The organism is Blastococcus sp. TF02A-26 (assembly GCF_003319125.1).
Classification (GTDB): Bacteria; Actinomycetota; Actinomycetes; order Mycobacteriales; family Geodermatophilaceae; genus Trujillonella.
In genome coordinates, this window is record NZ_QOHG01000002.1 from 1 (window position 1) to 24,650 (window position 24,650).

A 24,650-nucleotide genomic window follows, 5' to 3' on the forward strand; every position below is an offset into this window, starting at 1 on the left:
GAACCACGAGGGACCTCCTGTGGTCGGAGTGGGTGCTTGGCGGCTCCCACAGCCAACCCGGAGGTCCCTCCTCACTTCAAGATCACCCTCGGCCAGAGGCCGTGCACCAACCTGTCCGATCAGTACAGCTAGCCCGGGGCCGCGTACGGCGTCAGCAGCTGGTCGACGGGAGCGGCGTCGTCGGTGAGCAGGCGGGCGTCGCCGACGAACGCGTCGAGCTCGGCACCCTCGGCGACCTGCCAGGCCAGGTCGCGGTCCGGCAGCGCCGCGGCGATCTCCTCGACCGGCAGCGGTCGTTGCGAGGCCACCGCGACGACGTTGCCGCCGTCCTCCCCCGCCAGGATCGGCGCGCGCGCCAGCAGCACCACGTGCCCGAACACCGCGCGCATCGTCGCGAGCTCCGCGCGGACGAAGTCCAGCGGCGGGTGGTCGATGAGGTTCACGACGTAGACGCCGTCGTCGGTCAGCGCCGCGTCCACCGCCTCCAGCGCCTCGACCGTGGTGAGCTGCCAGGGCACCGACAGGCCTCCGAAGGCGTCGCCCACCACCAGGTCCCGGCGCCCGGCCGGCTCGTCGGCCAGCCCGATGCGGGCGTCGACCACCCGCACCCGCAGCTGCTCGGAGGTCTCCAGCCCGAGCTGGTCGCGGTCGATCGCCACGACGCCGGGGTCGACCTCCAGGACGAGGCTCTCGGTGCCCGGCCGGGCCTGCGCGAGGTAGCGCGGCACCGTGAGGCCGCCTCCGCCCAGGTGCAGCGCCGAGACCGGCTCCCCCGCGGGCAGCGCGACGTCGGTGACCGACGCGATCGCCCGCACGTACTCGAACTCCAGGTGCGTGGGGTCGGCGAGGTCGACGTAGGAGTGCCGCAGCGTGTCCAGCAGCAGCAACCGCCCGTTCGGCCGGTCGGGGTCGGCAACCACCCGGGCGCAGTGGTAGCTCGTCTCCTCCGCGCACGGCGTCGGCGCGAGGGCGGCCAGCAGGGTGCCGACGACGGCGAGGACGAGCAGCCCGGTGGTCACCCGTGCGGTGCTCCCGGCCGCGCGGCGCAGGTACACCGCCGAGGCGATCCCGGCGAGCACCGTGACCAGGCCGGTGCCCACGAGGATGCCGCTGGTCGGGAACACCGCCACCAGCACGAAGCCGGTGAGGAACGTGGCCGCGATGCCGCCGAGGGTGCCGATGCCCGACAGCCGGCCGACGACCGCGCCGGTCTCGTCGAGGCTGGCGAGCTGGAGCTTCACGACCATCGGCGGCACGGCGGACAGCAGCGCCGCCGGGACGACGATCGCGACGAAGGCCAGCAGCAGCACGCTGCCGGCGTCGGCGCCGCTGAACGCCTCGCCGGTGAACCGCACCAGCGGGAGCACCGCGACCACCAGCGCGCCCCCGGCGACCACGAGCGGCGGGATGAAGCGGCGCGGGTCCGTGCGGTCGGCGAGGCTGCCCCCGGCCCAGGCGCCGACGGCGATGGCGGCCAGGGCGAACCCGATGACCGCGGTGTTGGTCTGCAGCGTGATCCCGACGTAGGGGGCGATCAGCCGCAGGCCGGCGATCTCCAGGACCAGCACCGCACCGGAGCACAGGAAGGTCAGACCGGCGGCGACCCAGCCGGGCAGCGCCCGGCTGTCGGGGGCGGGATCCGGTGCGGTCACCTCAGAACAGCGCCGGCTGGTCGGCCGGCTCGCTGACCGACTCCGACCGCTCCGTGAGCTGGGCGCCGTTGTTCTTCACGCTGTTGACCATCGGGCTGACCGGCCGCGGCTCGAGCGCCTCGACGAGCTCCGGGGGCGTCGGCCGGGTCAGCGCCGCGACGTCGTCGCGCGCCGGGTCGAGCCAGTCGGCCCAGCGCTCCCGGGGCAGCACGAGCGGCATGCGGTCGTGGATCTCGGTGAGCGCGCCCTGCGCCGGCGCGGTGACGACCGTGCAGGTGTAGAGCCGGTCGTCGCCCTCCCCCCACACCTCCCACAGCCCGGCCATGGCCAGGACCGAGCCATCGGCCGGGGTGATGAAGTACGGCTGCTTGCCCGGCCGGTCCAGCCGCTTGGCCCACTCGTACCAGCCGTCGGCCGGGACCAGGCAGCGCCGGGAGGCCGCGGCGCGACGGAAGGCGGGCTTCTCGGTCAGCGACTCGACGCGGGCGTTGAGCAGCCGGTTGCCGATCGACGCGTCCTTGGCCCAGGACGGCACCAGCCCCCAGCGGACCGCACGCAGCTCGCGGTGGCCGCCGCCGGTGAGAGCGCCCTCCGCGTCGCGCTCGCGCTTGTGCCGGACGACGTAGACGTCCTTGGTCGGCGCGACGTTGTAGTCGGCCGGCAACGGCTTCTGCCCCTCGGCGGGCACCGCCTCGAACTCGACCACCAGGTCGTCGGGACGGCGGCTCGCGGCGTAGCGACCGCACATCGGCGGGCTCCTCCCTGCAGGGGCGTCGGCTCCACGAGCCTAGGTGGGCGCACCGACAGGCCGCGTCGCGTGCGCCGGACCGCCGCCGGGTAGGGCCCCGGGTGGCATCGGACGAGGACGAGACGAGGATGGACGCGTGACCGCGACAGACACCCAGCAGGCCAAGACTGCCAGCGACTCCGGGTCCCGGAAGTACGCGACGGTCAACCCCTTCACCGGCGAGACCGAGAAGGAGTTCGACTTCACCCCGACCGAGGCGATCGACGGGATCATCGGCCGGGCGCACGCCGCCTACCAGGAGTGGGCGCAGCGCCCGGTCGCCGACCGGGCGGCCGTCGTCCGCCGGGCCGCCGAGCTCATGGACGAGCGCCGCGACGACCTCGCGAAGCTCATCACCACCGAGATGGGCAAGCGCCGCGACGAGGCGACCGGCGAGCTGTACCTGTGCTCGATGATCCTCAAGTACTACGCCGACAACGGCCCCGGCTTCCTCGAGCCGACGTCCATCACGCCGCTGATGGGCAAGGGCGAGGCCGTCGTCGAGACCCGGCCGATCGGCGTCCTGCTGGCCATCGAGCCCTGGAACTACCCCTTCTACCAGGTGGTCCGTGTCGCCGGCCCCAACCTGGTGCTGGGCAACACGGTGATCCTCAAGCACGCCGAGATCACCCCGCAGTGCGCCGAGGCGATCGAGCAGCTGTTCACCGACGCCGGCGCTCCGGAGGGCGTCTTCACCAACACGTTCCTGCGCATCGACGACGTCGAGCGGGTCATCGCCGACCCCCGCATCCAGGGCGTGACCCTGACCGGCAGCGAGCGGGCCGGCAGTGCCGTGGGCGCCCTGGCCGGCAAGTACCTGAAGAAGTCGGTGCTCGAGCTGGGCGGCAGCGACCCGTTCATCGTGCTCGACGCCGAGGACATGGCCGCCACGGTCAAGGCCGCGACCTCCGGCCGGATGCAGAACACCGGCCAGGCCTGCACGGCGTCCAAGCGGCTGATCGTGACCGAGGAGCACTACGAGCCCTTCGTCGAGGGGCTCAAGCAGGCGTTCTCCACCTTCACGCCCGGCGACCCGGCCGATCCGGCGACGTCGCTGGCCCCGCTGTCGAGCGAGCGCGCCGCCCAGGACCTGCACGCGCAGATCCAGGACGCGATCGACAAGGGCGCCACCGTCGTCGCCGGCGGCAAGCGCCCCGACCGGCCCGGCGCCTTCGTCGAGGCCACGATCCTCACCGACGTCACCCCGGAGATGCGGGCCTTCCGCGAGGAGCTCTTCGGCCCGGCCGCCGTCGTCTACAAGGTGAAGGACGACGAGGAGGCGATCGCGCTGGCCAACGACAGCGACTTCGGCCTCGGCGCCACGGTCATGAGCAGCGACGTGGACCGCGCCCGCGCGGTCGCCGAGCGGCTCGAGGCCGGCATGGTGTGGATCAACCAGCCCACCGGCTCCTCGCCGGAGCTGCCCTTCGGCGGCGTGAAGCGGTCCGGCTACGGCCGGGAGCTCTCGGAGCTGGCGATGTTCGAGTTCGCCAACCGCCGGCTGGTGCGCACCGTCCCGGTGAAGAAGGCCTCGAAGCCGGTCTCCGGCTGAGGACGGGGGCGTGCGTGCGCTCGGGCAGACTGAGGCCGTGACCGAGGTCTGGCCGGCGCCGCACGCCCCCTCCCCCGTCGACTCGGTCGTCGTCCTGCCCGGGTCGAAGTCGATCACGGCGCGGGCACTGGTCCTGGCCGCCCTGGCCGACGGGCCGAGCCGCCTGGTGCGTCCGCTGCGGGCCCGCGACACCGACCTCATGGCCGGCGCGCTGCGCGCGCTGGGCGTCCGGATCGACGACGACGGCGCGGACCAGGTGGTGACCCCCGCGCCGTTGCACGGGCCCGCGGAGGTGGACGCCGGCCTGGCCGGCACCGTGCTGCGCTTCCTCCCGCCGGTCGCCGCGCTGGCCGACGGCCCGGTGCGGGTGGACGGCGACCCGCGGCTGCACGAGCGCCCCAACGCCGGCCTGATCGCCGCGCTGCGCGACCTCGGGGTCGAGGTGGACGACGGCGGCCGCGGCCGGGCCCCCTTCACCGTGCACGGAACCGGCGGCGTGCGGGGCGGCGCGGTGACCGTCGACGCGTCGGAGTCCTCGCAGATCGTCTCCGGCCTGCTGCTGGCCGCCGCCCGGTTCGACGAGGGGGTGGACCTCGCGCTCGCCGGCGGGCTGCCGTCGATGCCGCACGTCGAGATGACCGTGACGACGCTGCGCGAGCACGGGGTCGACGTGACCGCCACCGACCGCGGCTGGCGGGTCGCGCCCGGCCCGGTCCACGCGCTCGACCGCGCGATCGAGCCGGACCTCTCCAACGCCGCCCCCTTCCTCGCCGCCGCCCTGGTCACCGGCGGGCGGGTGACCGTCCCGGGCTGGCCGGCGGTCACCACCCAGCCCGGCGCCCAGCTGGAGCGGCTGCTCCCGGCCATGGGCGCCGCCGTCGAGCGCACCGACGAGGGGCTGACCGTCACCGGGACCGGGTCGATCTCCCCGCTGGTCGCCGACCTGGGCGAGGTCGGCGAGCTGACCCCGGTGCTGGCCGCGCTCTGCGTCCTCGCCGACGGCACCTCACGGCTCACCGGCATCGGCCACCTGCGGGGCCACGAGACCGACCGGCTGCAGGCCCTCGACGAGGTGCTCACCGCGGTCGGCGCCCGGGTGCAGCAGCTGCCCGACGGGCTGGTCGTCGAGCCCGGCCCGCGCCGGCCGGCGGTGCTGGACTCCTACGCCGACCACCGGATGGTGCACGCCGCCGCCGTCCTCGGGCTGGTCGTCGACGGGGTGCAGGTGACCGGGGCCGAGGCGGTCACCAAGACGCTGCCGGACTTCCGCGAGCGCTGGGCCGCGATGCTCGGCGGTGCCCGCTGAGCCCCCGCCGGCTGGACAGCCGCTCGGACGAGGACGACATCCGGTCCCGGCCGAGCCGGCGGGGGTCGCGACCGCGCACCCGCACCCGTCCCGCGCACGACGACGCCGTCCCCGGGCTGGTCGTCGGCGTGGACCGCGGCCGCATGGCCGTCCGCATCGAGGGCCCGGACGGCGCGCCCGTCGAGGTCACCGCGATGCGCGCCCGCGAGCTGGGTCGGCACGGCGTCGTCGTCGGCGACCGGGTGCGGATCGTCGGGGACACCACCGGCCGGCCGGACACGCTGGCCCGCATCGTCGTCATCGAGGAGCGCGCCACCTCGCTGCGCCGGACCGCCGACGACACCGACCCGACCGAGCGCGTCGTCGTGGCCAACGCCGACCTGCTGGTCATCGTCACGGCGGTCGCCGATCCCGAGCCGGCGCTGGGCTTCCTCGACCGCTGCCTGGTGGCTGCCTACGCCGGCGGGCTCGAGCCGCTGCTGTGCCTCACCAAGATCGACCTGGCCAGCGCCCAGCCGCTGCTGGACCGCTACGCCGGACTGGACATCGACGCCGTCCCGATGTCACGGGAGGCGCCGCTCGACGACCTGCTGGCCCGGCTCACCGGGCGGATGAGCGTGCTGGTCGGGCAGTCCGGTGTCGGCAAGTCGACCTTGGTGAACCGGCTCGTGCCCGACGCCTTCCGGGCCATCGGCGACGTCAGCAAGATCGGGAAGGGCCGGCACACCTCGTCGTCGGCGGTGCTGCTGGACCTGCCCGACGGTGCGGGCGAGGTCATCGACACCCCCGGCATCCGGTCGTTCGGGCTCGCCCACGTCACCGCCGCCGACGTGCTGACCGCGTTCGACGAGATCGCCCAGGCCGCCGAGGAGTGCCCGCCCGGGTGCGGGCACACCGCCGAGGACCCGGACTGCGCCCTCGACGCGTGGGCGGCCGCAGGGCCCCCCGCCCGGCAGGACCAGCTGCGGGCGGTGCGGGTGCTGCTGGGTGCCGTCGGTCAGGTCGGCCCCGGCTACTAGGAGGACCTCCCTTCCCCCCACGCCCCGCGAGCCCGGCGCGGACCCCTGGAGGAAGGCCGCACGAACAGCGTGTCGTCCATCGGCTCGTCCACGGCCTCGATCAGCACCTCGTGGCCGCTCCCGGCGTAGGTCCCGTCGAGTGCCTCGGTGAGCACGCAGACCCCCGTCCCGGCGTCGAGCCGGACCCGCGAGGCGGTCGGGTAGTCGACGTCCCCGAAGCGCTCCGCAGCGTCGTCCCACTCCAGCCGGTCGATCACCGGGTCGTGCAGCAGCGAGCAGCAGCCGCAGCGGGGCTCGTAGGTGTCGGTCGTGGCCACGACGGCCTCCCACGCCGGCCGGCCCCCGTGCTCGACCTCGCGGACGCCGTCGATCTCCAGCGGCGGTCCGGCCGGCCCGCCGAGCTCCCGGTCCTGGCCGTCGGCGAGCTCGACCGGGTCGAGCATCGCCACCCAGGTGTAGTTCTCGAACATGGGGTCACCGTCCCGGTCGAGGTACTCCCTCGGCCGGGCGACCAGCCCGTCGGCCCTGAACACGGGCACCGGCAGCGGCCTGGACGGGGGCGTCCGGTCCACGTGGAGGAGAGCACCGGCGACGGTCTCGACCCGCAGGACGTCGGGGCGCCGGAGCCAGGCCCGGACCCCGTCGGTGCACCGCACACCGCGGTACGTGAACCGCAGCGTCGACCACAGCCACGGCGAGGACCTGGCCAGCGCACGGAAGTCCTCGGCGTCGGGCACCGGACGAGGATGCCCGCCGGACGTCGCCCGGTCGACCGACTTCAGACGTCGACCCAGCCGCCGCTGCGCCAGTAGAGGCCGGCCTCGCGGGCGAGCAGCCCCTCGTCGACCAGGTAGCGCCGCAGGGCCGCGGTGTCCGGGTGCCAGACGGCGAGCAGCGCGTTGACCTCCCGCTCCGGGTACCGGACGCCGACGTCGAACACCCGTACCAGGTGCTCCAGCACGACCCGCCGCTTGGTGGCCTGCGCCGGGATGGACACGAGCCGGCCGTCCCGGACGAACGCCGAGAGGACGGCGTCCTCCGCCGGGTCGTCCGACAGCGGCTCGGGGCGGGGCGCCGCCTGCGCCGCGGCGCGGGCAGCCGCGACGAACCGGTCGGTGAGCAGCTCCAGCTCGTGGCGGTCCCGCCGCACCAGCCCGGCCCGGGCCAGCCGGCGGGCGGCCAACGCGACGTCCTTGAGACTCAGCCCCGAGGCCTCCGCGACCTCCTCGATGGTCCCCGCACCCAGGGCCAGCGCCGCCACCACACGCAGGCGGGTGGGGTCGGCGAGCAGCCCCGCGACGGTCATCGCATCGGGTCGGGCGTCCACGCCTGCGACGGTAACCAGCTCCGGCCCGCTAGGTTCGGTGTCCATGACGTCGGGGCGCGACCACACCGGGGACATGCACCTGGCGCACGTACTGGCCGATCAGGCCGACTCGATCAGCATGGACCGGTTCAAGGCGCAGGACCTCCAGGTCGACACCAAGCCCGACCTGACGCCGGTCACCGACGCCGACCGGGCCGTCGAGGAGCAGCTGCGGATCACCCTGGCCCGGGCCCGCACCCGCGACGCCGTCCTCGGCGAGGAGATGGGCACGACCGGCCACGGGCCGCGGCGGTGGGTGCTCGACCCGATCGACGGCACGAAGAACTTCGTCCGCGGCGTGCCGGTCTGGGCGACGCTGATCGCGCTGTTCGACGGTGACGAGCCGGTGGTCGGGCTGGTCTCCGCGCCGGCGCTCAACCGTCGCTGGTGGGCGGCGAAGGGCGTCGGCGCCTGGACCGGGCGGCGCCTGGAGTCCGCGACCCGCTGCCGGGTCTCGGGCGTGAGCACGCTCGCCGACGCGAGCCTCAGCTACTCCTCGCTGTCGGGCTGGGAGGAGCACGGCCTGCTCGACGGCTTCCTCGACCTCACCCGCTCGGTCTGGCGCACCCGCGCCTACGGCGACTTCTGGAGCTACGTGCTGCTCGCCGAGGGCGCGGTGGACGTCGCGTGCGAGCCCGAGGTCTCGGTGTGGGACCTCGCCGCCCTGGACGTGATCGTGCGCGAGGCCGGCGGCACCTTCACCGACGTCAGCGGGGCCCCCGGCCCGACGGGCGGCAGCGCGCTGGCCACCAACGGCCTGCTGCACGAGGCCGCACTGGCCCACCTGCGGCCGCCCGCTCAGGCCTGAGCGGCTCCCGGCCCCGGTCCGTGCACCGGTCCGCCGGACCGGCCGTTGCGGTCGGCCAGCAGGCCCGCCAGGGTGCTCAGCGCGATCTCCGCGGGCGCCTTCGACCCGATGTCGAGGCCGATCGGGCGGTGCACCCGCGCGATGTCGTCCGGGGCCACGCCCAGCGCCGTCAGGGCGGCGACGTGCGGCCCCTCGTGCCGGGGGTTGCCCAGGACGCCGACCCAGCGCACCGGACGGGCCAGCACGTCGCGCAGCACCTTCCCCAGCTCGTCGCGGTGGTGGTCGGTCACGACGACGTCGGCGTCCTCCAGCGGGACGTCGAGGTCCCCGACGCCGGCCGCCGGCGCCCCACGCCCGGGGTCCGGGTCCAGCAGCGCCGTCCGGTAGCCCAGCTCCGGTGCCCAGCGGAGCAGCACCTCGGCGACCGGCGAGGCGAAGACGGCCACCAGCACGCGTGCGGTCACCCCGGCATCCCTAGTGCGCTCGGTCGGCGAGCGTCAGGGCGCCGCTGGGGCACGCCCGGACCGCCTCCGCGACCACGGCGGGGTCCGGCTCGGCCGGCAGCAGCTGGAGGACGCCGTCGTCGTCCAGCTCGAACGCCTCCGGGGCCAGGTGCTCGCAGACCCCGCTGCTGATGCACCGGTCCCGGTCGACCTCGACCCGGGTCACCGGGCCAGCCGCGCCGGGAGCCGCTTGAGCCCGTTCACGAACGACGACTGCAGCCGGTCCGGCGGACCGACCACCTCGAGGTCGGGCAGGTGCTCGAAGAGGGTCCGGAACGTCACGGCGATCTCCCGCCGGGCGAGGTGCGCACCCAGGCAGAAGTGCGGGCCCTTGGAGCCGAAGCCGACGTGCGGGTTGGGGTCGCGGCCCAGGTTGAAGCGGTGCGGATCGGCGAAGACGGCGGGGTCCCGGTTGGCCGCGGCGTAGAAGAGCAGGAACTTCGTGCCGGCGGGGAAGGTCTGCCCGGAGAGCTCGACCTCCTGGGTCGAGGTCCGGCGCATCCAGGTGATCGGGCTGGTCCAGCGCACGATCTCCTCGACCGCGGTCCGGTCCAGGCCGGGGTCGGCGGCCCAGCGGTCCCGCTGGTCGGGGTGCTCGGACAGCGCCAGCACGCCCTGCGAGATGGCGTTGCGGGTCGTCTCGTTGCCGGCCACCAGGAGCAGGATGAAGAAGCTGGCGATCTCCTGGTCGGTCAGCCGCTCGCCGTCGACCTCGGCGTTCACCAGCGCCGTCGTGAGGTCCTCGGTCGGACGGGCGCGCCGCTCGACCGCCATGCGGGTCATGAGACCGGCCAGCAGCTCGCCGGCCTGGAGGAACGCCGCGACCGCGTTGTCCTCGCTCTCGATGAGCTCGGGGTCCCCGCCGGAGAGGATCACGTTCGACTGCTGCAGGACCATCGCCCGGTCCTCCTCGGGCACGCCCATGAGGTCGCAGATGACCCGCAGCGGGACGGGCGCGGCGATGTCGGCGACGACGTCGATCGTGCCGTCGCCCTCCGCGGCCGTGCGGCGCGCGTGGGCGACGACGTCCTCAGCGACCGCCTGGACCGACCCGACCAGCCCCTGCAGGATCTTCGGGGTGAACGCCTTGGCCACGATGCGGCGGATCTTGGCGTGCCGCGGGTCGTCCATGCTGATCAGCGAGCCGTAGAACTCGTTGAGGTCCGGCGGCATGTCCTGGATCGACACCGCTCCGGCGCCCGAGGAGAACAGGTCGGGACGGCAGCTGATCGCCTCGAGGTCGGCGTACCGGGTGACCGCGCGGTAGCCGGGCCCGACCGGCAGGTACGGGATCACCGGCTCGGCGAAGTAGGCGAACGGCGACTCGGCCCGTAGCAGGTCGAGCACGGCGTGCTTGACCTCGGGCGGCTGCGCCCAGAACGTCCGGTCGGAGAGGTCGACGTCGTCGATGCTGATCCCGAAGTCGGTTCCGGACGGGACGGCGGGTGCGGACAAGGGACCTCCCGGGATCGGCGCGCGAGCCCCTCCACCGTGGCCCGCGTCACAGCGCGGGTCAAGCGTGCCGCGGCGCGGGAGGATCGGTGTCATGAGCGAGCACCGACCGGACACCGCCGACCTCGAGGCCGACCGGGCGCGCATCCGCGCCGCCCACCTGCGGCCGGCAGGCCAGCGCCCGGCCTCGACCGCGCGCGGCCTGCACCACACCGCGCTGATCAGCTCCGACGTCGAGCGGACCGTGCGCTTCTACCAGGACGTGCTGGGGTTCCCGCTGACCGAGCTGATCGAGAACCGGGACTACCCCGGCTCGTCGCACTTCTTCTTCGACATCGGCAACGGGAAACTGATCGCGTTCTTCGACTTCCCGGGGCTGGACGTCGGTCCGTACGCCGAGGTGCTCGGCGGGCTCCACCACGTCGCGATCAGCGTGGACCCGGAGCGCTGGCACGAGCTGGTGCAGCGGCTCGCCGACGCAGGGGTGCCGCACGAGGTGCACAGCGGCGTCTCGGTCTACTTCCGCGACCCCGACGGCGCCCGCGTCGAGCTGATCGCCGACCCGCTCGGGGAGATGTACGGCCAGCAGGTGCTCTGACCCGCCGAGCGGGTCGGCGGGCGATCAGGGGGCGGTGTCGACCAGGTCCGCGTAGTCCGGGTGCTTCTCGATCCAGCCGCGGACGAAGGAGCACTGCGGCACCGCGTGCTCCTGGCGGGCCCGCACGTCGTCCAGGGCGCCGCGGACGAGCCTGCTGCCCACGCCGGTGCCCTCGGTCTCGGGGTCGACCTCGGTGTGGGTGAAGACGACGCGGCCGCCCTCACGGCGGTAGGCGGCGTGGCCGAGCACGCGGTCGCCGTCGCGGATCTCGTAGCGGGAGGACTCGGGGACGTCCTGCACGGTGGGCTCCATGCCCGGCCCAACCGGCGCCGTCGGCCCGCTGTTCCCCGGGGACGTGACGAGGGCCCGGTCACCGTGGTGACCGGGCCCTCGTGCCAGTAGCGGGGACAGGATTCGAACCTGTGACCTCTGGGTTATGAGCCCAGCGAGCTACCGAGCTGCTCCACCCCGCGTCGGGTGACACCACTGTACACAGCCGCTCGGGCCCCCTCACCGGGGTCCCCTCCGAGCGCGCCTCCCGGAGTGTGATGGTCCGGCCACTTAGAGTCGCCGGTGTGGATGCGGCGCAGTCGACGGTGAGCTTCCTCGCCTCGCCGCAGCCGGTGCAGGTCCACCACCTCGGGTCCTGGCACGACGGCGACCTCCTCGGCTGGCGGCACGACGCCGACGGCTCCTGCTGGGTCCGCGTCCGCGCCGTCGTCGAGGGGCTGCGGCGGACGGCCTGGGTGGAGCTGACGACGGTCCGGCTCCCCGAGCCCGACGCGGTCCGCGACACCCGGCCGCACCCGCTGCTGCGCCATGGGCGCGGCGGAGGCCAGAAGCCGCTGCTCCAGCCGGCCCGACCGCGGCACCGGGCCGCCGTCCTCGACGAGGACCTGCACCCCGCCTGGGCCTGACCGGCCGACTCAGCCGGCGATCTCGCGGACGATCTCCCGCCGCGCCGCCCGGCCCTCGGGCGCGGGGACCAGCGGGTAGACGTGCACCGCACCCTCGCAGACCGTCACCTCGACCGCCGCGCCCTCGTCACGGGCCCGCTCCCGCAGCGCGGTCGCGTCGGGCAGGCAGATCTCCCGGGTGCCGACGTACACGTGCACCGGCGCCAGCCCGGCCAGCGGGCCGTTGCCGGGACTGAGCCGCGGATCGGTCGGGTCGTCCCCGCCGGCCCACGCCTCCGCCGCCACGTGCAGCCCGGTGCTGACCAGCCAGGGGTCGCGCCGCTCGACCGTCGGCAGGTCGGGGTGGCCCAGCGTCAGGTCCAGCCAGGGCGACAGCAGCACGATCCGGCGCGGCTGCGGCAGCCCGGCCGCGCCGAGGGTCTGCGCCAGCCCGAGCGCCAGGCCGCCGCCGGCGGAGTCCCCCGCCAGGCTGACGTCGGTCGCGTCCACCTCGGCCAGCAGCTCGCGGTACACCGCGGTGACGAACGGATACGCGTCGCGGTGCGTGTGCTGCGGTGCCAGCCCGTAGTGCGGCACCTCCACGCGGACGCCGGCGTCGGCGAGCCGGGAGACCAGCGCCCAGTGCTGCGGCGCGATCGCGCTGACGTAGGCGCCGCCGTGCAGGTAGACCGCGGCCCGCGTGGCGGCCCGGCCCCGCGGGGCGACGGTCGTGCAGCGGAAGCCACCGACCTCCCGGACGGTGACGTCGTGCCGCCGGCCCAGCGTCGCGGGCGGGACCGCCGAGCCCTTCGGCGCGGCCAGCCGGCGGTGCGCCCGCTCGCGGGTCGCCATCGCCCGCTTGCGGGTCAGCCGGAGAACGGTGGCGACCGCCCTCATCTGCAGGCTCGTCACCGCACGTCCTCCTCGACCCTCGGACCGGCACACGCCCCGGGACGGCACAGGGCCCCGGCACTCGGTGAGTGCCGGGGCCCTGTCGCCAGTAGCGGGGGCAGGATTCGAACCTGCGACCTCTGGGTTATGAGCCCAGCGAGCTACCGAGCTGCTCCACCCCGCGTCGGTGTGCCTCAACGGTACACCATGCGCGGGGTGGCCTCCCTCAGTCCCCGGAGCCGCCCGCCGCCTCCTGCGCCGCGCGGTAGGCGTCGACGGCCTCCTGCAGGTCCTCCAGCGCCTGGCCCTGGCCGGCGAAGTCGCCGGTGCGCTGGGCGTCGGCGAGGGCCTGCAGAGCGTCGTTGATGGCGGTGACCGCCGTGTCGACGTCCTGCGGCGCATCGGTCCCCTCACCGGGCGGGGGTGGCGTCGGCGTCTCGGGTGCCGGCGTCTCCGGCGTCTCGGGTTCCGGGGTCTCCGGTGTCACCGGTTCCTCGCCGCCGACGTCGACCGCGCCGACGCCGAACACCTGCTCGAGGGCCTCGTCCAGGCTCGGCGCGTAGCCGACCTGGTCGCCGTAGTTGACCAGCACCCGCCGCAGCAGCGGGAAGGAGTTGGTCCCCGTGCCCTGGACGTAGAGCGGCTGCACGTACAGCAGCCCGTCCTCGCCGATCGGCAGCGTCAGCAGGTTGCCGAACACCGGCTGGGAGTCGGCGCTGCGGAACAGGGTCAGGTCCCGGGCGACGTCGTCGTTGGTGTTGAACGACTGCTGCACCTGCGAGGGGCCGAGGAACGGCGTGTTCCCCGGGAGTCTCAGGACCTGGATCTCCCCGTACGTGTCCGGGTCCGCCGATGCCGAGATGAACGACGACAGGTTCTCCCGCCGGAACGCGTTCAACGCGCTGGTCAGCTGGAACGTGGCGTCGTCGTCACCGGGCCGCTCGGCCAGGATGTAGTACGCCGGCTGCGCCTCGTCGGTGTTCTGGGTCGGGTCGCTGGGGACCTGCCACCGGTCGTTGTTCTGGTAGAAGTCCTGCGGGTCGGACACGTGGTACCGGGTCAGGATGTCCCGCTGGAGCTTGAACAGGTCCTCGGGGTACCGGACGTGGTCGACGAGCTCGTCCGGCATCTCGTCCCCCGGCTGGATCACGCCGGGGAACGCCTTCATGTAGGTCTGCAGGACCGGGTCGGGGTTCTCCTCCTGGTCCCAGGCGTAGAGCCGCACCGTGCCGTCGTAGGCGTCGACGGTGGCCTTGACCGAGTTGCGGATGTAGTTGAACTGCTCCTCGGGCAGCGCGGTGGTGCCCTGCCCGGTCAGCGCGTCCGACGCCGCCTCGCGCAGCTCCATGAACTCGGCGTAGGGGTAGGAGTCCGACGTCGTGTAGCCGTCGAGCACCCAGGTGATCCGCCCGTCGATGACGGCCGGGTACGGGTCGCCGTCGACCTCGAGGAACGGCGCGGCCTTCTCCACGCGGTCCCGCGGGTCGCGGACGTAGAGGACGCGCGAGGCGTCGTTGACCGCGCCGGAGAGGAGGAAGTTCCGCTCCCGGTAGTGGATGGCGAACGTCAGCTGGCGGAAGAAGCTGCCGATCGACACCCCGCCCTCGCCGTCGTAGGTGTTGTTGACCTGCCCGTCCTCCGAGCCGCCGTCCTCGGGCCGGTCGAACTCGCGCGGCTCCGCGCCCTCGGGCGCGCCGACGACGGAGTAGATGTCCTCCCCACGGTCCTGGAGGAGCTCGCCGTAGTAGACGCGCGACTGCTCGGGGACGATGTCGCCCCGGGTCGGCAGGTCCAGGGTGGTGAAGTTCGGGACGCCACCCTCCTGCCCCGCGGCCAGGTCGACGACCTGGTTGGCCGGGGCGGCGACGAAGCCGTTGCCGTGGGTGTAGACGGTGTGCCGGTTGATCCAGCTCGACTGGTTCTCCGAGAGGCTCTCGCTGTCCAGCTCGCGGACGGCCACCACGTAGTCGCGGGTCACCGGCTCACCGGTGGTGGGGTCGGGCAGCGTGTACCGGTCGATGTCCAGCTTCTCCGGGAAGCCGTAGATGTTCCGGATCTGCTGGCGGGCGGTGAACGTCGCCGACAGCACGTTCGGGTCCAGCAGCCGGGCGTTGCGGATCGTCCCGGTCTGGTCCTGCAGCGCCTCCTGGATGGTGTCCTGCACCGCGTCGGTGTCGGCCGTCTCGCCCGTGTCGTCCTGCGCGTAGTCGACGTAGGTGACCTCGTCGTCGGTGAGGCCGTAGGCGTCGCGGGTCGCGGCGATCGCCCGGGAGATGTACTCCGCCTCGCGCTGGTCGGCGCTGGGCTTGACCACGAACTGCTGCACGATCGCCGGGTAGGCGACGCCGATCACCAGGCTCGAGAGCAGCAGCAGGACCAGCGCGGCGGCCGGCAGCCGCAGGTTGCGGACGACGACGTTGGCGAAGAAGGCCACGGCGCAGAACGCCGCGGCGAACACGAGGATCGTCTTGGCGGGCAGCAGGGCGTTGATGTCGGTGTAGCTGGCCCCGGTGAACAGGTCGCCGCGGTCGGAGTAGACCAGCCCGTAGCGGTCCATCCAGTAGGCCAGCGCCTTGAGCAGCACGAACAGGCCCAGGAGCACCGAGAGCTGCACCATCGCCGCGGACGTGAGCTTCTGGCCCGGGGTCTGCAGCCGCAGGCCGCCGAACAGGTAGTGGGTCAGTGCCGACCCGACCAGGGCCAGCAGCACGATCGCGAAGCCGAAGCCGAGCAGCAGCCGGTAGAACGGGTAGTCGAAGACGAAGAAGGACAGGTCGAGACCGAACTGCGGGTCGACCCGGCCGAACTCCGTGGAGTTGCGGAAGCGCAGCCACGTCTCCCAGCTGCTCTGCGCGGTGAACCCGGCGAACAGGCCGACGACGACGGCGACCGCGGACAGGACCAGGGTCCGCCGCGGCTCCAGCGACTGCCGGTAGCGCTCGAGGTTCTGCTGCTCCAACGACATCGGGCGGAACGTCGGCCGGAACCGGTAGGCCAGGTGGACCGCCAGGGCGGTGGCGCCACCGGTGGCCACACCCGCGACCGCGAACAGCAGCGCCCGCGTCTGGAGCTCGGTCCAGAAGACCTCGGTGTAGCCGGTCTCGTCGAACCAGAGGTAGTCGACGTAGACGTTGGTCAGCGTCCCGATGGCGGTGAACAGCACCAGCAGGACGGCGATGGCCCCGATGACGAACTTGGCGCGCCGCGACAGCGTCGGCACGGACACGGGGGGCCGCATGGCCACGAGCGGTCTCCTTCTAGTTGCGGTGGTGCAGAACGGGCGCCGGCCCGGTCAACCCTGGACAACGCACGGGCCTGCCCGGGGTTCCCCGCCGGGACCCAGCTTCCCTCACGGCGGACACGAGGGGTCGGTGGAGGACGGCGGCACGGTCAGCAGCGCTCCGGCTCGCGGCCGGCCCGGTGGTCGGCGAGGGCGTCGAGCGCGTCGTCGAGGTCGACCACCCGCGCGAGGACCAGACCCGGCTGCGGGGCCTCGAGCGCCTCCTCGCAGTTCTCCGCAGGGACGAGGAACATCTCCGCGCCGATCTCGTGCGCCTTGACCATCTTCAGCTGGATCCCGCCGATGGGGCCGACCTCGCCCTCGGCGGTGATGGTCCCGGTGCCGGCGATGACCGCGCCCTCGGTGAGGTCGGTGTCCCCCACCAGGTCCAGGATCCCCAGCGTGAGCATCAGCCCGGCCGAGGGCCCACCGACGTCGGCCACCTGGATGTCGATGTCGAAGGGCGCCGAGGGCCGGTCCCCGACCAGCACGCCCAGCAGTGCGCCGCCGTCCTCCGTCGTCCCGGTGGTGATCCGTGCGGTGCCCGGCTCGCCCAGCCGGGTGTAGGCCACGGTGACCGTGCTGCCGGGCTCGACCGCGGACAGGGCCTCGTCCAGGGCCGCGCGGTCCGGGGTCGGCCGGCCGTCGACCGACTCGATCGCGTCGTTCTCCTCGAGCAGCCCCTCCGACGGCGAGTCGTCGCCGGAGAGCCCGCGCACGACCACCTTCACGGGGAAGCCGAGCCGGCTCAGCGCCGCCGCCTCCGCGCGCTCCTCGGAGCTGAGGAACGCCTCCCGGTTGGCCCGCTGGGTCTCCTCCCGGCTGCGTCCGGCGGGGTAGACGACCTCCTGCGGGACGACGCTCACCTCGTCGTCGAACCAGCCCTGCACCGCCTCGACCAGGCTCAGCCCGGGCCGGCTGACCCCGACCGTCGTCAGGTTGAGGTTGCCGCTGACGTCGTTGCGCTCGCGGCCCTCGATGGCGATGACCGGCTCGCCGTCGACCTCGCCGAGGGTGTTGAGGGTGGGCCCGGGGACCTGCGCGACGTAGGGCACGGGGATCGCCGCGCCGAGCACGCCGAGGACCAGGAGCAGCACCACGCCGGTTCCGAGGACGGCGATCCGACGGGTCACGAGCGGCGAGCTTATGTGAAGGACCTGGGTGCCCCCCACCGCTCGCACGCTCGCGGCGGGCCCCTGCACCCAGGCCGTGCGCCGTGGGCGTAACCGATCGTCTCCCGAACGGCTGGCCGGGGAGATCATCGCGACTACCGTGGAGCCATGAGTGACGTGCCGTTCGGCTTCGGCCTGCCCGACCCCGACCCCGAGCGTCGCAACCAGGGCGGGGCCGGCAACGACCCCTTCGGGTTCGGCGCGCTCTTCGGCGGTGGCGCAGGCGCGGGCGCCGGCACCCCGCAGGAGTTCCTGGCCAAGATGCCGCTGTTCGCCGAGCTGCAGAAGCTGATGACCTGGTCCGGCGGGCCGGTCAACTGGGACCTCGCCCGCCAGGGCGCGATCAGCGCGCTGGCCGCCGGGACGCAGCCGGTGTCCGACGCCGAGCGGACGGCGGTCACCGAGGCGCTGCGGCTGGCCGACCTGTGGCTGGACCAGGCCACCGACCTGCCCTCGGGCGTGGAGCGCACCCTCGCCTGGTCCCGCGTCGAGTGGGTCGAGCAGACGCTCCCGCAGTGGGCGACGCTCATCGACCCGCTCGCCGAGCGCGTGGTCGCCGCCATGACCGGCGCCCTCCCCCAGGAGGCCATGGCGATGGCCGGGCCGCTCGCCGGGATGATGGGCCAGGTCGGTGGGCTGATGTTCGGCGCCCAGGTGGGCCAGGCCTTCGGCCGGCTGGCCGGGGAGATCCTCACCGGCACCGAGGTCGGTCTGCCGGTCGCGCCCGCCGGGGCCGCGGTCCTCGTCCCGCAGAACGTCGCCGAGTTCGCCGCCGGCCTCGACCGCCCGGCCGACGAGGTCCGCTTGTTCCTCGCCCTGCGCGAGGCCGCCTCCCTGCGGCTGTTCGCGCACGTGCCGTGGCTGCGCCAGCAGCTGCACGACGCCGTCCACGCCTACGCCCGCGGCATCACCGTCGATCGCGAGGCCATCGAGCGGGGCATCACCGAGGCCATGGGTTCCGGCGGCATCGACCCCAACGACCCCGAGAGCCTGCAGCGGCTGCTGCCCATGCTCGAGCCGGAGGAGACCCCCGAGCAGCAGATGGCGCTGCGCCGGCTGGAGACGCTCCTCGCGCTCGTCGAGGGCTGGGTGGACGCCGTCGTGGCCGCCGCGGCCGGCGACCGGCTGCCCGGGCACGGGGCCCTGGCCGAGACCATGCGCCGCCGCCGGGCCTCGGGCGGACCGGCCGAGCAGACCTTCGCCACGCTCGTCGGCCTGCAGCTGCGCCCCCGCCGGCTGCGCGACGCGGCGACCGTGTGGGGCGCGATGGCCCAGCAGCACGGCACGGCCGAGCGGGACCGGCTCTGGTCGCACCCGGACCTGCTGCCGACGTCGGAGGACCTCGACGAGCCGCTGGACTTCGTCGGCCGCCAGGGCGGCGGTCTCGACGACGAGCTGCGGGGCCTGACCGACGGGGAGCCCGAGGACGGCCGGGAGACGGGCCGGGACTGAGGTCCGGCCGGACCGGCCTCAGAGGACGAGGTCGTCGTCCTCCGAGGACGCGGCGCCGGCGTCCTGGCGGGCCGTCTCGACGCCCTCGAGGAACCCCCGCGCGCGCTCGGCGCGGGGGTAGCGGGCGACGAGCGCCCAGAACCGCTGGTCGTGGCTCGGCTCGATCAGGTGCGCGAGCTCGTGCACGAGCACGTAGTCGACGACGTACTCGGGCATCCCGCGCAGCCGGCTGGACAGGCGGATGCTGCCGTCGGACGGCGTGCACGAGCCCCAGCGGCGCTGCTGGTTGTCGACCCACCGCACGCTGCTGGGCTGCGGGACGCCGTCCAGGTGGGCCGCCGACAGGGCCCGGGCGCGCGCCACGAGCTCGTCGTCGGCCCCGAGCGACCGGCGGCGGCGTTCCTCGCGGGTCTGCAGCTTGGCCACCATCTGGGCCACCCAGCGGCGCTCCTCGGCCGGGGTGAACGCCGCGGGGATCAGCACGATGGTGCGGCCGGACTCGCGGTACGCCGTCACGGTGCGACGGCGCCGGGCGCTGCGGCGCACCTCGATCGGCCCCATGGCCCTGCCCGCGAGCTCCGGCCCGACCGCGGGCAGCGCGCGGGGAGCCCGGTCGGCCGGCGGTCGATCCGCCGGTCGGGGGCTGTTCGGGGTGTCGGGGGTCCTTCCGGGCACGGAGTGCACGGTAGTCAGGCCCCGGGGGCGCCGCCGCACGGCGACACCCACTCGGGTGCAGGTCCGCACGGACGGTGGACACGGACGTGCACCCGACCCGGCGACGTGCTGCACTGTCCGGCCTCCACAGCCCCGCGCAGCGTGTTCCCGCAGGTCGAGGGGCTCATCGGCGGCACAGGAGGGAGCCAGCCGGGACCGCTGTCCCGAGCCCGCCCACAGCGACACGCCACGGACTCCCCAGCTCCTCCACAGCGTCGTCCACAGGCTGTGGGGAGCCGGGCCCCCGGCTCCCGCCCGATCACGGGGGCGGGAGGGGGCGGGCGGGTAGCGTTCCTGCCCAGCGGCGCCCCGGACCGGGGGCCGGACGAGCCCAGCAGGAGGAGGAGCACCGTGGCGGAGAGCTACAACGGCTACTGCGTGAAGTGCAAGGAGAAGCGCGACTTCGACGGCGAGGTCAAGGTCAGCGAGTCCGGCCGCCGGATGGCCCAGGGCACCTGCCCGGTCTGCGGCACCAAGATGAACCGGATCCTCGGCAAGGCCTGAAGAAGGACCCCTTCGCCCCCCACCGCTCGCGAGCTCGCGGCGGGCCCCTGCGAAGGGGCCGGGGGTACAGACGGCGGCGTACCCCTCGGGGGCGCCGCCGTCGGCGTGTCTGCCGCTTGTGGACGACGACGGCATCGCCCCGCCGACGGTGCCAGGCTGCCCGGCGTGTCCGACACCGCCCACCCGCTGCTGCCGTCCACCACGCCCCTCCTGCGCCGCGCCGGCGACGCCGTCCAGGTGGGTGGCGTGGACGCCGGCGACGGGCTGGTGGTGCGCCCCGCGGCCGCCGAGGTGACGACGCTGCTGCGCGGCCTGGACGGCCGGCGACCGCAGCGGTCGGTGCTCGCCGACGCGGTCACCGCCGGCTTCGACGCCGCCGCCGTCGCGGGTCTGCTCGACGGGCTGCGCAGCACCGGACTCCTGGTCGACCTCGACCCCGCCGACCTGCTGGCCTCCGACGCCGGTCCGGCCGCCGTCGCGCGGACCGCGGCCGAGCTCCCCGCGGCCCGCGGCACCTCTCCCGGCGCGGCGCGGTGGGCGGCCCGACGCCGTGCCACGGTGGTCGTCGAGGGCGCCACGCGGGTCGGCGTGCCGCTGGCCGCGGTGCTCGCCGCCAGCGGGGTGGGCCGGGTCAGCGTGCGGGACCGCGGCGTGGTGGGAGCCGGGGACGCCGTGGTCGGTGGACTCTCGGCCGAGGACGAGGGGCGACCGCGCGCCCTGGCCGCCGCCGACGCCGTTCGCCGGGCCAGCCCGCTGGCCGACGTGCGGCCGCTGCCGGACGGGGTGCTGCCGGACCTCGTGGTGCTGGCCCGCCCGTGGGCGGCCGCCGATCCGGTGGTGACCGTCTGGCAGTCGGCCGGCGCCGCGCACCTGGTGGCGACCGTCCGCGGGGAGACCGGCGTCGTGGGCCCGCTGGTCGTGCCGGGGCGGACCAGCTGCCTGGGCTGCGCCGACCTGCACCGCCGCGACGCCGACCCCTCGTGGCCGGCGCTGGCCGCCCAGCTCACCGCCACCGACGCGCCGCCCGGCGGTTCGACCCTCACCTGCCTGCTGACCGCCGTGACCGCCGCCCAGCAGGCACTCGCCTACCTGGACGGCAGCGGCGCGCCCGCGACACTGGAGGCCACGGTGGAACTCCGGTGGCCCGAGCTCGTGCCGGCCCGCCGCCGGTGGCCCGCCCACGCGGAGTGCGGCTGCCTGGACGCGCCCGCATGACCCCCGGGGAGGACTTCCTCCCCCCACGCCCGGCGACCGGGCGCACCGACGGGGATGATGGCTCCAGGAGCGTCGTCCCGGTGACCGGCTCCCGGACGACCCGACACCGCCGTGACCGACCAGCGTCAGCGAGGAGGACACGTGCCCGACAGCGAGCGGCCGATCCCCAAGGGCTCGGTGGCCCGCACGGCGCGCCTGGCCTCCCTTCCGCTGGGCGCCGCCGGGCGCGCCACCCTCGGCCTGGGCAAGCGGCTGTCGGGGCAGTCCTCCGAGGCCGTCTCGGCCGAGTTGCAGCAGCGCACCGCCGAGCAGTTGTTCGCCGTCCTGGGTCAGCTCAAGGGCGGCGCGATGAAGCTCGGCCAGACCCTGTCGGTGTTCGAGGCCGCGGTCCCCGAGGAGGTCGCCGCCCCCTACCGCGAGGCCCTGGTCAAGCTGCAGGAGGAGGCGCCGCCGATGCCGGTGCGCACCGTGCACGCGGTGCTCGCCCAGCAGCTCGGCGGGAAGTGGCGCGAGCGGTTCCGACACTTCGACGACCAGCCGGCGGCCGCCGCCAGCATCGGGCAGGTGCACCGCGCGACCTGGCGTGACGGCCGCGACGTGGCGGTGAAGATCCAGTACCCCGGCGCCGCGACCGCCCTCATGGCCGACCTCAACCAGCTGGCCCGCTTCGCCCGGATGTTCGCCGCGCTGTTCCCCGGCATGGACGTCAAGCCGCTCATCGCCGAGCTCAAGGCCCGGGTGATCGAGGAGCTGGACTACGGGTTGGAGGCCGACGCCCAGCGGCAGTTCTCCGCCGCCTACGTCGACGACCCCGACATCGTCGTCCCGCGGGTGGTCGCCAGCGCACCGAAGGTGATCGTGTCGGAGTGGCTGGAGGGCACTCCCCTGTCGCGGGTCATCGCCGACGGGACGCGGGAGCAGCGCGACCGCGCCGGGCTCCTCATGGCCCGGCTGCACTTCTCCGGCCCGCAGCGGGCGGGGCTGCTGCACGCCGACCCGCACCCGGGCAACTTCCGGCTCGTCCCCGACGGCCGGCTCGGCGTCATCGACTTCGGCGCCACCGCCCGGCTGCCCGACGGGCATCCGGAGCCGATCGGCCGGCTGCTCCGCTGGGCGCTCGACGGCCGGGCGGAGGACGTGCTGGTCGACCTGCGCGCCGAGGGGTTCGTCCGGGCCGGCGTGGAGGTCGACGCCGACGCCGTGCTCGGGTACCTGGAGCCGCTGCTGGCGCCGATCGAGACCGACCACTTCCACTTCACGCGGGCGTGGATGCAGGAGCAGGCGGCCCGCATCGCCGATCCGCGCAACGAGGCGAGCCGGCTGGGCCGGCAGCTCAACCTGCCGCCGGCCTACCTGCTCATCCACCGGGTGACGATCGGCTCCATCGGCGTGCTGTGCCAGCTGGACTCGGCCGGGGACTTCCGCGCCGTCCTGGAGGAGTGGCTCCCCGGCTTCACCGGCTGAGCCGGACCTCAGCCGCGGGCGACCTCGAGCAGGCCGTGGCGCTCGAGCATCGCCCGGACCACCGCCGTCTCCTGCTCGTCGGCCTCGACGAGCGGCAGCCGCAGGCGGGCCGAGCAGTGGCCCAGCAGTGCCAGGGCGCGCTTGATGCCGATCGGGTTGGTGGTCACCGCCAGCGCGGCGTAGACGTCGCGCAGGGAGGCGTCGATCCCGGCCCGCTCCTCCGGCTCGGTGACCATCCGGCGCATCTCGGATCCGAGGACGTGACTGGCCACGAGGATGCCGCCGACCGCGCCGGCGTCCAGCGCCCGGGCGAAGGAGTCGTCGTTGCCCGCGTAGAGGTCCAGGCCCTCGATCGGCGCGAGGTTGTCGTCGTTGGCCTGCTTGACGCCGACGATGTTGTCCGCGAGCTGCGCGATCTCGGCCAGCAGGTCGTTGGGGACGTCGATGACCGACCGCGACGGGATGTTGTAGAGCAGGACCGGCTTGTCGGTGCTGCGCGCCACCTCGGCGTAGTGCGCGAGCAGACCGCGGCGGTTGGGCTTGTTGTAGTACGGCGTGACGGACAGGACGCCGTCGACGCCGAGCTCGGTGGCCTTCGCGGTGAGCTCGCAGGCGTGGCGGGTGTCGTTGGAGCCCGTCCCCGCGATGACCTGGGCGCCCTCCGGCTTCTCGCGGACGGCCAGCTCGATCACCCGCAGGTGCTCGCTGTCGCTGAGGGTCGCCGCCTCACCGGTGCTCCCGGCCACCACGACGCCGTCGGACCCGGTGGCGCAGACGTGCCGGAGGAGGGCGACGAAGGCCTCCTCGTCGACGTCCCCGCGCTCGTCGAACGGTGTGACGATCGCCGTCAGGACGGGGCCGAAGCGGATCATGGCCGCCAGGCTATCCGGCGGCCGGACGCCACTCGACGGGCCGTCGAGTGGCGTCCGGCCGGTGGCCGTCAGCGGACGGCGGCGCTGGCGCGGGCCGCGCGCAGCCGCGCGTGCTCCGCGCGGCGGGCCCAGCGCCGGGCGGCGCGCAGCCGGCGCAGCCGCGTGGCCGTGTCGGCCTGGTGCCGCAGCTCCGCCAGCCGGTCGCAGGCCAGGTCGTACTCGTAGCCGTACATCTGGATCGCCTCGTTCCGGAGGGCGACCGCCCTGGACAGGGTCGGCCGGGGTGGTGGTCGGGTGGTGTCGTTCACGCCGCGACGACCTTCCGGGGACGTCCCCGGGGCCGCTTGCGGGCGATGACGGCGCCGCGCTCGAAGATCTCGCCGCCCCACACCCCCCACGGCTCGGCGCGGGCCAGGGCGCCGGCCAGGCACGCCTCGCGCACCGGGCAGTCGGCGCAGAAGGCCTTCGCCTGCTCCAGCTGCTCGGGCCGCTCGGCGAACCACAGGTCGCGGTCCTCCTCGCGGCACGGCAGCGGACGCCGCACCGGCGCGGGGGTGACGGGCGCCTGCGGCCGACGCGGGGTGGTGGCGCCACCGGTCCGGGGGGCGCCGGGACGGCGGTGGGACACCGGGCGGGTCAGGGTCGACTGCACTGCCGCTCCTCCTCGTTGTCGTCGTCTCCGGCCGGCGGTTCCGCCGACCGTGTGGTGGGGCCGGGTGCCGCAGGAATGACGAAGGCCGCGGATCCCGGGGTTCGGGTCCGCGGCCTCGAGGAGGTCCGGTGAGCGCTAGCTCAGCGGCCTGCCCGGGGAGTGGATCCCGACGGAGGGGTCGTTCTTGGTGGACTGCTCGTACGCGTGGAGCTCATCGGTGGCCGTGCCGGCGCCGAACGGCGTGCCGCCGGTCAGGGCGCGCAGGCGGACGGCGGGCACACGGGTGCCGGCGAACGGAGCCGGTGCGGCAGCGGTGGCCGTCGCGACGGCCGCGAAGGCGCTGAGACCGGCCGGGCACGTGGCGATGACCCCGGCGATCGGAGCCGGGGTGGCCGTCCAGGTCATGTCGATCACCAGTGCCACCCCTCCTCCCGGGGACGCGGTGCGGCCGTGGTCGGCGGCACCGGAGTTGGTGCGGCCCGAGGTCGTCCCCGG

General features: G+C 74.5%; 26 protein-coding genes and 2 tRNA genes. 10 read left to right on the forward strand and 18 right to left on the reverse strand.

The features are described 5' to 3' along the window. Positions 1 to 128: 128 nt before the first annotated feature. Both DQ240_RS02080 and DQ240_RS02085 read right to left on the reverse strand, forming a co-directional pair. Positions 129 to 1,652 (reverse strand): fused MFS/spermidine synthase, encoded by a 1,524-nt coding sequence (locus tag DQ240_RS02080; protein WP_113838014.1) that lies wholly within the window; start codon positions 1,650 to 1,652, stop codon positions 129 to 131. Position 1,653: 1 nt separating this feature from the next. Continuing rightward, entirely contained in the window at positions 1,654 to 2,400 is a 747-nt protein-coding gene (locus DQ240_RS02085) for an SOS response-associated peptidase (protein ID WP_113838015.1), read from the reverse strand. Between the two features lie 136 nt (positions 2,401 to 2,536). Here DQ240_RS02085 and DQ240_RS02090 point away from each other — a divergent pair, with 136 nt between their 5' ends. From DQ240_RS02090 to rsgA, 3 genes are all read left to right on the forward strand, one after another. Beyond that, positions 2,537 to 3,991 (forward strand): NAD-dependent succinate-semialdehyde dehydrogenase, encoded by a 1,455-nt coding sequence (locus tag DQ240_RS02090; protein ID WP_113838016.1) that lies wholly within the window; start codon positions 2,537 to 2,539, stop codon positions 3,989 to 3,991. A gap of 37 nt (positions 3,992 to 4,028) precedes the next feature. Further along, a complete protein-coding gene (gene aroA, locus DQ240_RS02095) occupies positions 4,029 to 5,297 on the forward strand; it encodes a 3-phosphoshikimate 1-carboxyvinyltransferase (protein WP_113838274.1) in 1,269 nt (422 codons plus the stop codon). Between the two features lie 143 nt (positions 5,298 to 5,440). Continuing rightward, positions 5,441 to 6,316 (forward strand): ribosome small subunit-dependent GTPase A, encoded by an 876-nt coding sequence (gene rsgA / locus DQ240_RS02100; protein WP_233498420.1) that lies wholly within the window; start codon positions 5,441 to 5,443, stop codon positions 6,314 to 6,316. Here the strand turns inward: rsgA and DQ240_RS02105 are convergent. Continuing rightward, positions 6,313 to 7,053 (reverse strand): hypothetical protein, encoded by a 741-nt coding sequence (locus DQ240_RS02105; RefSeq protein WP_113838018.1) that lies wholly within the window; start codon positions 7,051 to 7,053, stop codon positions 6,313 to 6,315. The two genes, rsgA and DQ240_RS02105, sit on opposite strands and share 4 nt — an antisense overlap. Positions 7,054 to 7,094: 41 nt before the next feature. Further along, positions 7,095 to 7,643: a DUF2087 domain-containing protein gene (locus DQ240_RS02110; protein WP_233498421.1), complete on the reverse strand. Its 549-nt coding sequence runs from the start codon at positions 7,641 to 7,643 to the stop codon at positions 7,095 to 7,097. Between the two features lie 43 nt (positions 7,644 to 7,686). On the opposite strand from DQ240_RS02110, the gene hisN reads away from it, so the two are divergent. After that, positions 7,687 to 8,490 (forward strand): histidinol-phosphatase, encoded by an 804-nt coding sequence (gene hisN / locus DQ240_RS02115; RefSeq protein ID WP_113838020.1) that lies wholly within the window; start codon positions 7,687 to 7,689, stop codon positions 8,488 to 8,490. On the opposite strand, the gene DQ240_RS02120 is transcribed toward hisN, so the two are convergent. The 3 genes from DQ240_RS02120 to DQ240_RS02130 are packed head-to-tail and all read right to left on the reverse strand — an operon-like array spanning position 8,481 to position 10,448. After that, positions 8,481 to 8,954 carry an XdhC family protein gene (locus tag DQ240_RS02120; protein ID WP_113838021.1) on the reverse strand — a complete coding sequence of 158 codons (474 nt, stop codon included), beginning with the start codon at positions 8,952 to 8,954 and terminating at the stop codon, positions 8,481 to 8,483. The two genes, hisN and DQ240_RS02120, sit on opposite strands and share 10 nt — an antisense overlap. 10 nt (positions 8,955 to 8,964) lie before the next feature. Beyond that, the gene (locus tag DQ240_RS02125) at positions 8,965 to 9,159 is read right to left on the reverse strand and encodes a ferredoxin (protein WP_113838022.1); all 195 of its coding nucleotides are present in this window, start codon (positions 9,157 to 9,159) and stop codon (positions 8,965 to 8,967) included. After that, the gene (locus DQ240_RS02130) at positions 9,156 to 10,448 is read right to left on the reverse strand and encodes a cytochrome P450 (protein WP_233498422.1); all 1,293 of its coding nucleotides are present in this window, start codon (positions 10,446 to 10,448) and stop codon (positions 9,156 to 9,158) included. The genes DQ240_RS02125 and DQ240_RS02130 overlap by 4 nt, the downstream gene beginning before the upstream one ends. 91 nt (positions 10,449 to 10,539) lie before the next feature. Between DQ240_RS02130 and DQ240_RS02135 the strand changes: the two genes are divergently transcribed. Then, positions 10,540 to 11,043: a VOC family protein gene (locus DQ240_RS02135; protein WP_113838024.1), complete on the forward strand. Its 504-nt coding sequence runs from the start codon at positions 10,540 to 10,542 to the stop codon at positions 11,041 to 11,043. Positions 11,044 to 11,067: 24 nt separating this feature from the next. Here DQ240_RS02135 and DQ240_RS02140 read toward each other — a convergent pair whose 3' ends face one another. Both DQ240_RS02140 and DQ240_RS02145 read right to left on the reverse strand, forming a co-directional pair. Next, complete coding sequence (locus DQ240_RS02140; RefSeq protein WP_233498423.1) at positions 11,068 to 11,343, reverse strand: GNAT family N-acetyltransferase; 276 nt, start codon at positions 11,341 to 11,343, stop codon at positions 11,068 to 11,070. Between the two features lie 99 nt (positions 11,344 to 11,442). Then, positions 11,443 to 11,516: transfer RNA gene (locus tag DQ240_RS02145), tRNA-Met, on the reverse strand. Between the two features lie 102 nt (positions 11,517 to 11,618). Between DQ240_RS02145 and DQ240_RS02150 the strand changes: the two genes are divergently transcribed. Then, entirely contained in the window at positions 11,619 to 11,960 is a 342-nt protein-coding gene (locus DQ240_RS02150; RefSeq protein WP_113838026.1) for a hypothetical protein, read from the forward strand. A gap of 9 nt (positions 11,961 to 11,969) precedes the next feature. On the opposite strand, the gene DQ240_RS02155 is transcribed toward DQ240_RS02150, so the two are convergent. The 4 genes from DQ240_RS02155 to DQ240_RS02170 all read right to left on the reverse strand — a co-directional run bounded on the left by DQ240_RS02155 (position 11,970) and on the right by DQ240_RS02170 (position 17,243). Beyond that, a complete protein-coding gene (locus DQ240_RS02155) occupies positions 11,970 to 12,851 on the reverse strand; it encodes an alpha/beta hydrolase fold domain-containing protein (protein ID WP_113838027.1) in 882 nt (293 codons plus the stop codon). 89 nt (positions 12,852 to 12,940) lie between these two features. After that, positions 12,941 to 13,014: transfer RNA gene (locus DQ240_RS02160), tRNA-Met, on the reverse strand. A 42-nt stretch (positions 13,015 to 13,056) separates the two neighbouring features. Next, positions 13,057 to 16,068 (reverse strand): UPF0182 family protein, encoded by a 3,012-nt coding sequence (locus DQ240_RS02165; RefSeq protein WP_233498464.1) that lies wholly within the window; start codon positions 16,066 to 16,068, stop codon positions 13,057 to 13,059. 152 nt (positions 16,069 to 16,220) lie between these two features. After that, positions 16,221 to 17,243 carry a PDZ domain-containing protein gene (locus DQ240_RS02170; protein WP_199588986.1) on the reverse strand — a complete coding sequence of 341 codons (1,023 nt, stop codon included), beginning with the start codon at positions 17,241 to 17,243 and terminating at the stop codon, positions 16,221 to 16,223. Positions 17,244 to 17,390: 147 nt separating this feature from the next. Here DQ240_RS02170 and DQ240_RS02175 point away from each other — a divergent pair, with 147 nt between their 5' ends. Continuing rightward, positions 17,391 to 18,734 carry a zinc-dependent metalloprotease gene (locus tag DQ240_RS02175; RefSeq protein ID WP_113838030.1) on the forward strand — a complete coding sequence of 448 codons (1,344 nt, stop codon included), beginning with the start codon at positions 17,391 to 17,393 and terminating at the stop codon, positions 18,732 to 18,734. Between the two features lie 18 nt (positions 18,735 to 18,752). Here the strand turns inward: DQ240_RS02175 and DQ240_RS02180 are convergent, their stop codons facing one another. Next, positions 18,753 to 19,409 (reverse strand): M48 family metallopeptidase, encoded by a 657-nt coding sequence (locus DQ240_RS02180; RefSeq protein ID WP_233498424.1) that lies wholly within the window; start codon positions 19,407 to 19,409, stop codon positions 18,753 to 18,755. A gap of 390 nt (positions 19,410 to 19,799) precedes the next feature. Between DQ240_RS02180 and DQ240_RS23510 the strand changes: the two genes are divergently transcribed. The 3 genes from DQ240_RS23510 (at position 19,800) to DQ240_RS02190 (ending at position 22,631) form a co-directional block, all read left to right on the forward strand. Beyond that, positions 19,800 to 19,952, forward strand: coding sequence for a DUF5679 domain-containing protein (locus tag DQ240_RS23510; protein ID WP_012950213.1), 153 nt, complete (start codon positions 19,800 to 19,802; stop codon positions 19,950 to 19,952). Positions 19,953 to 20,117: 165 nt separating this feature from the next. Next, positions 20,118 to 21,167, forward strand: a complete 1,050-nt coding sequence (locus DQ240_RS02185) for a ThiF family adenylyltransferase (RefSeq protein ID WP_113838031.1) — start codon at positions 20,118 to 20,120, stop codon at positions 21,165 to 21,167. 141 nt (positions 21,168 to 21,308) lie between these two features. Then, positions 21,309 to 22,631 (forward strand): AarF/ABC1/UbiB kinase family protein, encoded by a 1,323-nt coding sequence (locus DQ240_RS02190; RefSeq protein ID WP_113838032.1) that lies wholly within the window; start codon positions 21,309 to 21,311, stop codon positions 22,629 to 22,631. A gap of 8 nt (positions 22,632 to 22,639) precedes the next feature. On the opposite strand, the gene dapA is transcribed toward DQ240_RS02190, so the two are convergent. From dapA to DQ240_RS02210, 4 genes are all read right to left on the reverse strand, one after another. Next, positions 22,640 to 23,503, reverse strand: a complete 864-nt coding sequence (gene dapA, locus DQ240_RS02195) for a 4-hydroxy-tetrahydrodipicolinate synthase (RefSeq protein WP_113838033.1) — start codon at positions 23,501 to 23,503, stop codon at positions 22,640 to 22,642. Between the two features lie 68 nt (positions 23,504 to 23,571). Further along, positions 23,572 to 23,811 carry a hypothetical protein gene (locus tag DQ240_RS02200; protein ID WP_113838034.1) on the reverse strand — a complete coding sequence of 80 codons (240 nt, stop codon included), beginning with the start codon at positions 23,809 to 23,811 and terminating at the stop codon, positions 23,572 to 23,574. Further along, complete coding sequence (locus DQ240_RS02205) at positions 23,808 to 24,155, reverse strand: WhiB family transcriptional regulator (protein ID WP_199588987.1); 348 nt, start codon at positions 24,153 to 24,155, stop codon at positions 23,808 to 23,810. Before DQ240_RS02205 ends, DQ240_RS02200 begins: the two co-directional genes overlap by 4 nt. Positions 24,156 to 24,290: 135 nt before the next feature. Next, complete coding sequence (locus tag DQ240_RS02210) at positions 24,291 to 24,578, reverse strand: hypothetical protein (RefSeq protein WP_113838035.1); 288 nt, start codon at positions 24,576 to 24,578, stop codon at positions 24,291 to 24,293. Positions 24,579 to 24,650: the final 72 nt, after the last annotated feature.

Coding starts and splice junctions, on each gene's coding strand:
- DQ240_RS02085 (WP_113838015.1), bottom strand. CDS start 2,400: ATGTGCGGTCGCTACGCCGCGAGCCGCCGTCCCGACGACCTGGTGGTC.
- rsgA (WP_233498420.1), top strand. CDS start 5,441: ATGGCCGTCCGCATCGAGGGCCCGGACGGCGCGCCCGTCGAGGTCACC.
- hisN (WP_113838020.1), top strand. CDS start 7,687: ATGACGTCGGGGCGCGACCACACCGGGGACATGCACCTGGCGCACGTA.
- DQ240_RS02135 (WP_113838024.1), top strand. CDS start 10,540: ATGAGCGAGCACCGACCGGACACCGCCGACCTCGAGGCCGACCGGGCG.
- DQ240_RS02165 (WP_233498464.1), bottom strand. CDS start 16,068: ATGCGGCCCCCCGTGTCCGTGCCGACGCTGTCGCGGCGCGCCAAGTTC.
- DQ240_RS02175 (WP_113838030.1), top strand. CDS start 17,391: ATGAGTGACGTGCCGTTCGGCTTCGGCCTGCCCGACCCCGACCCCGAG.
- dapA (WP_113838033.1), bottom strand. CDS start 23,503: ATGATCCGCTTCGGCCCCGTCCTGACGGCGATCGTCACACCGTTCGAC.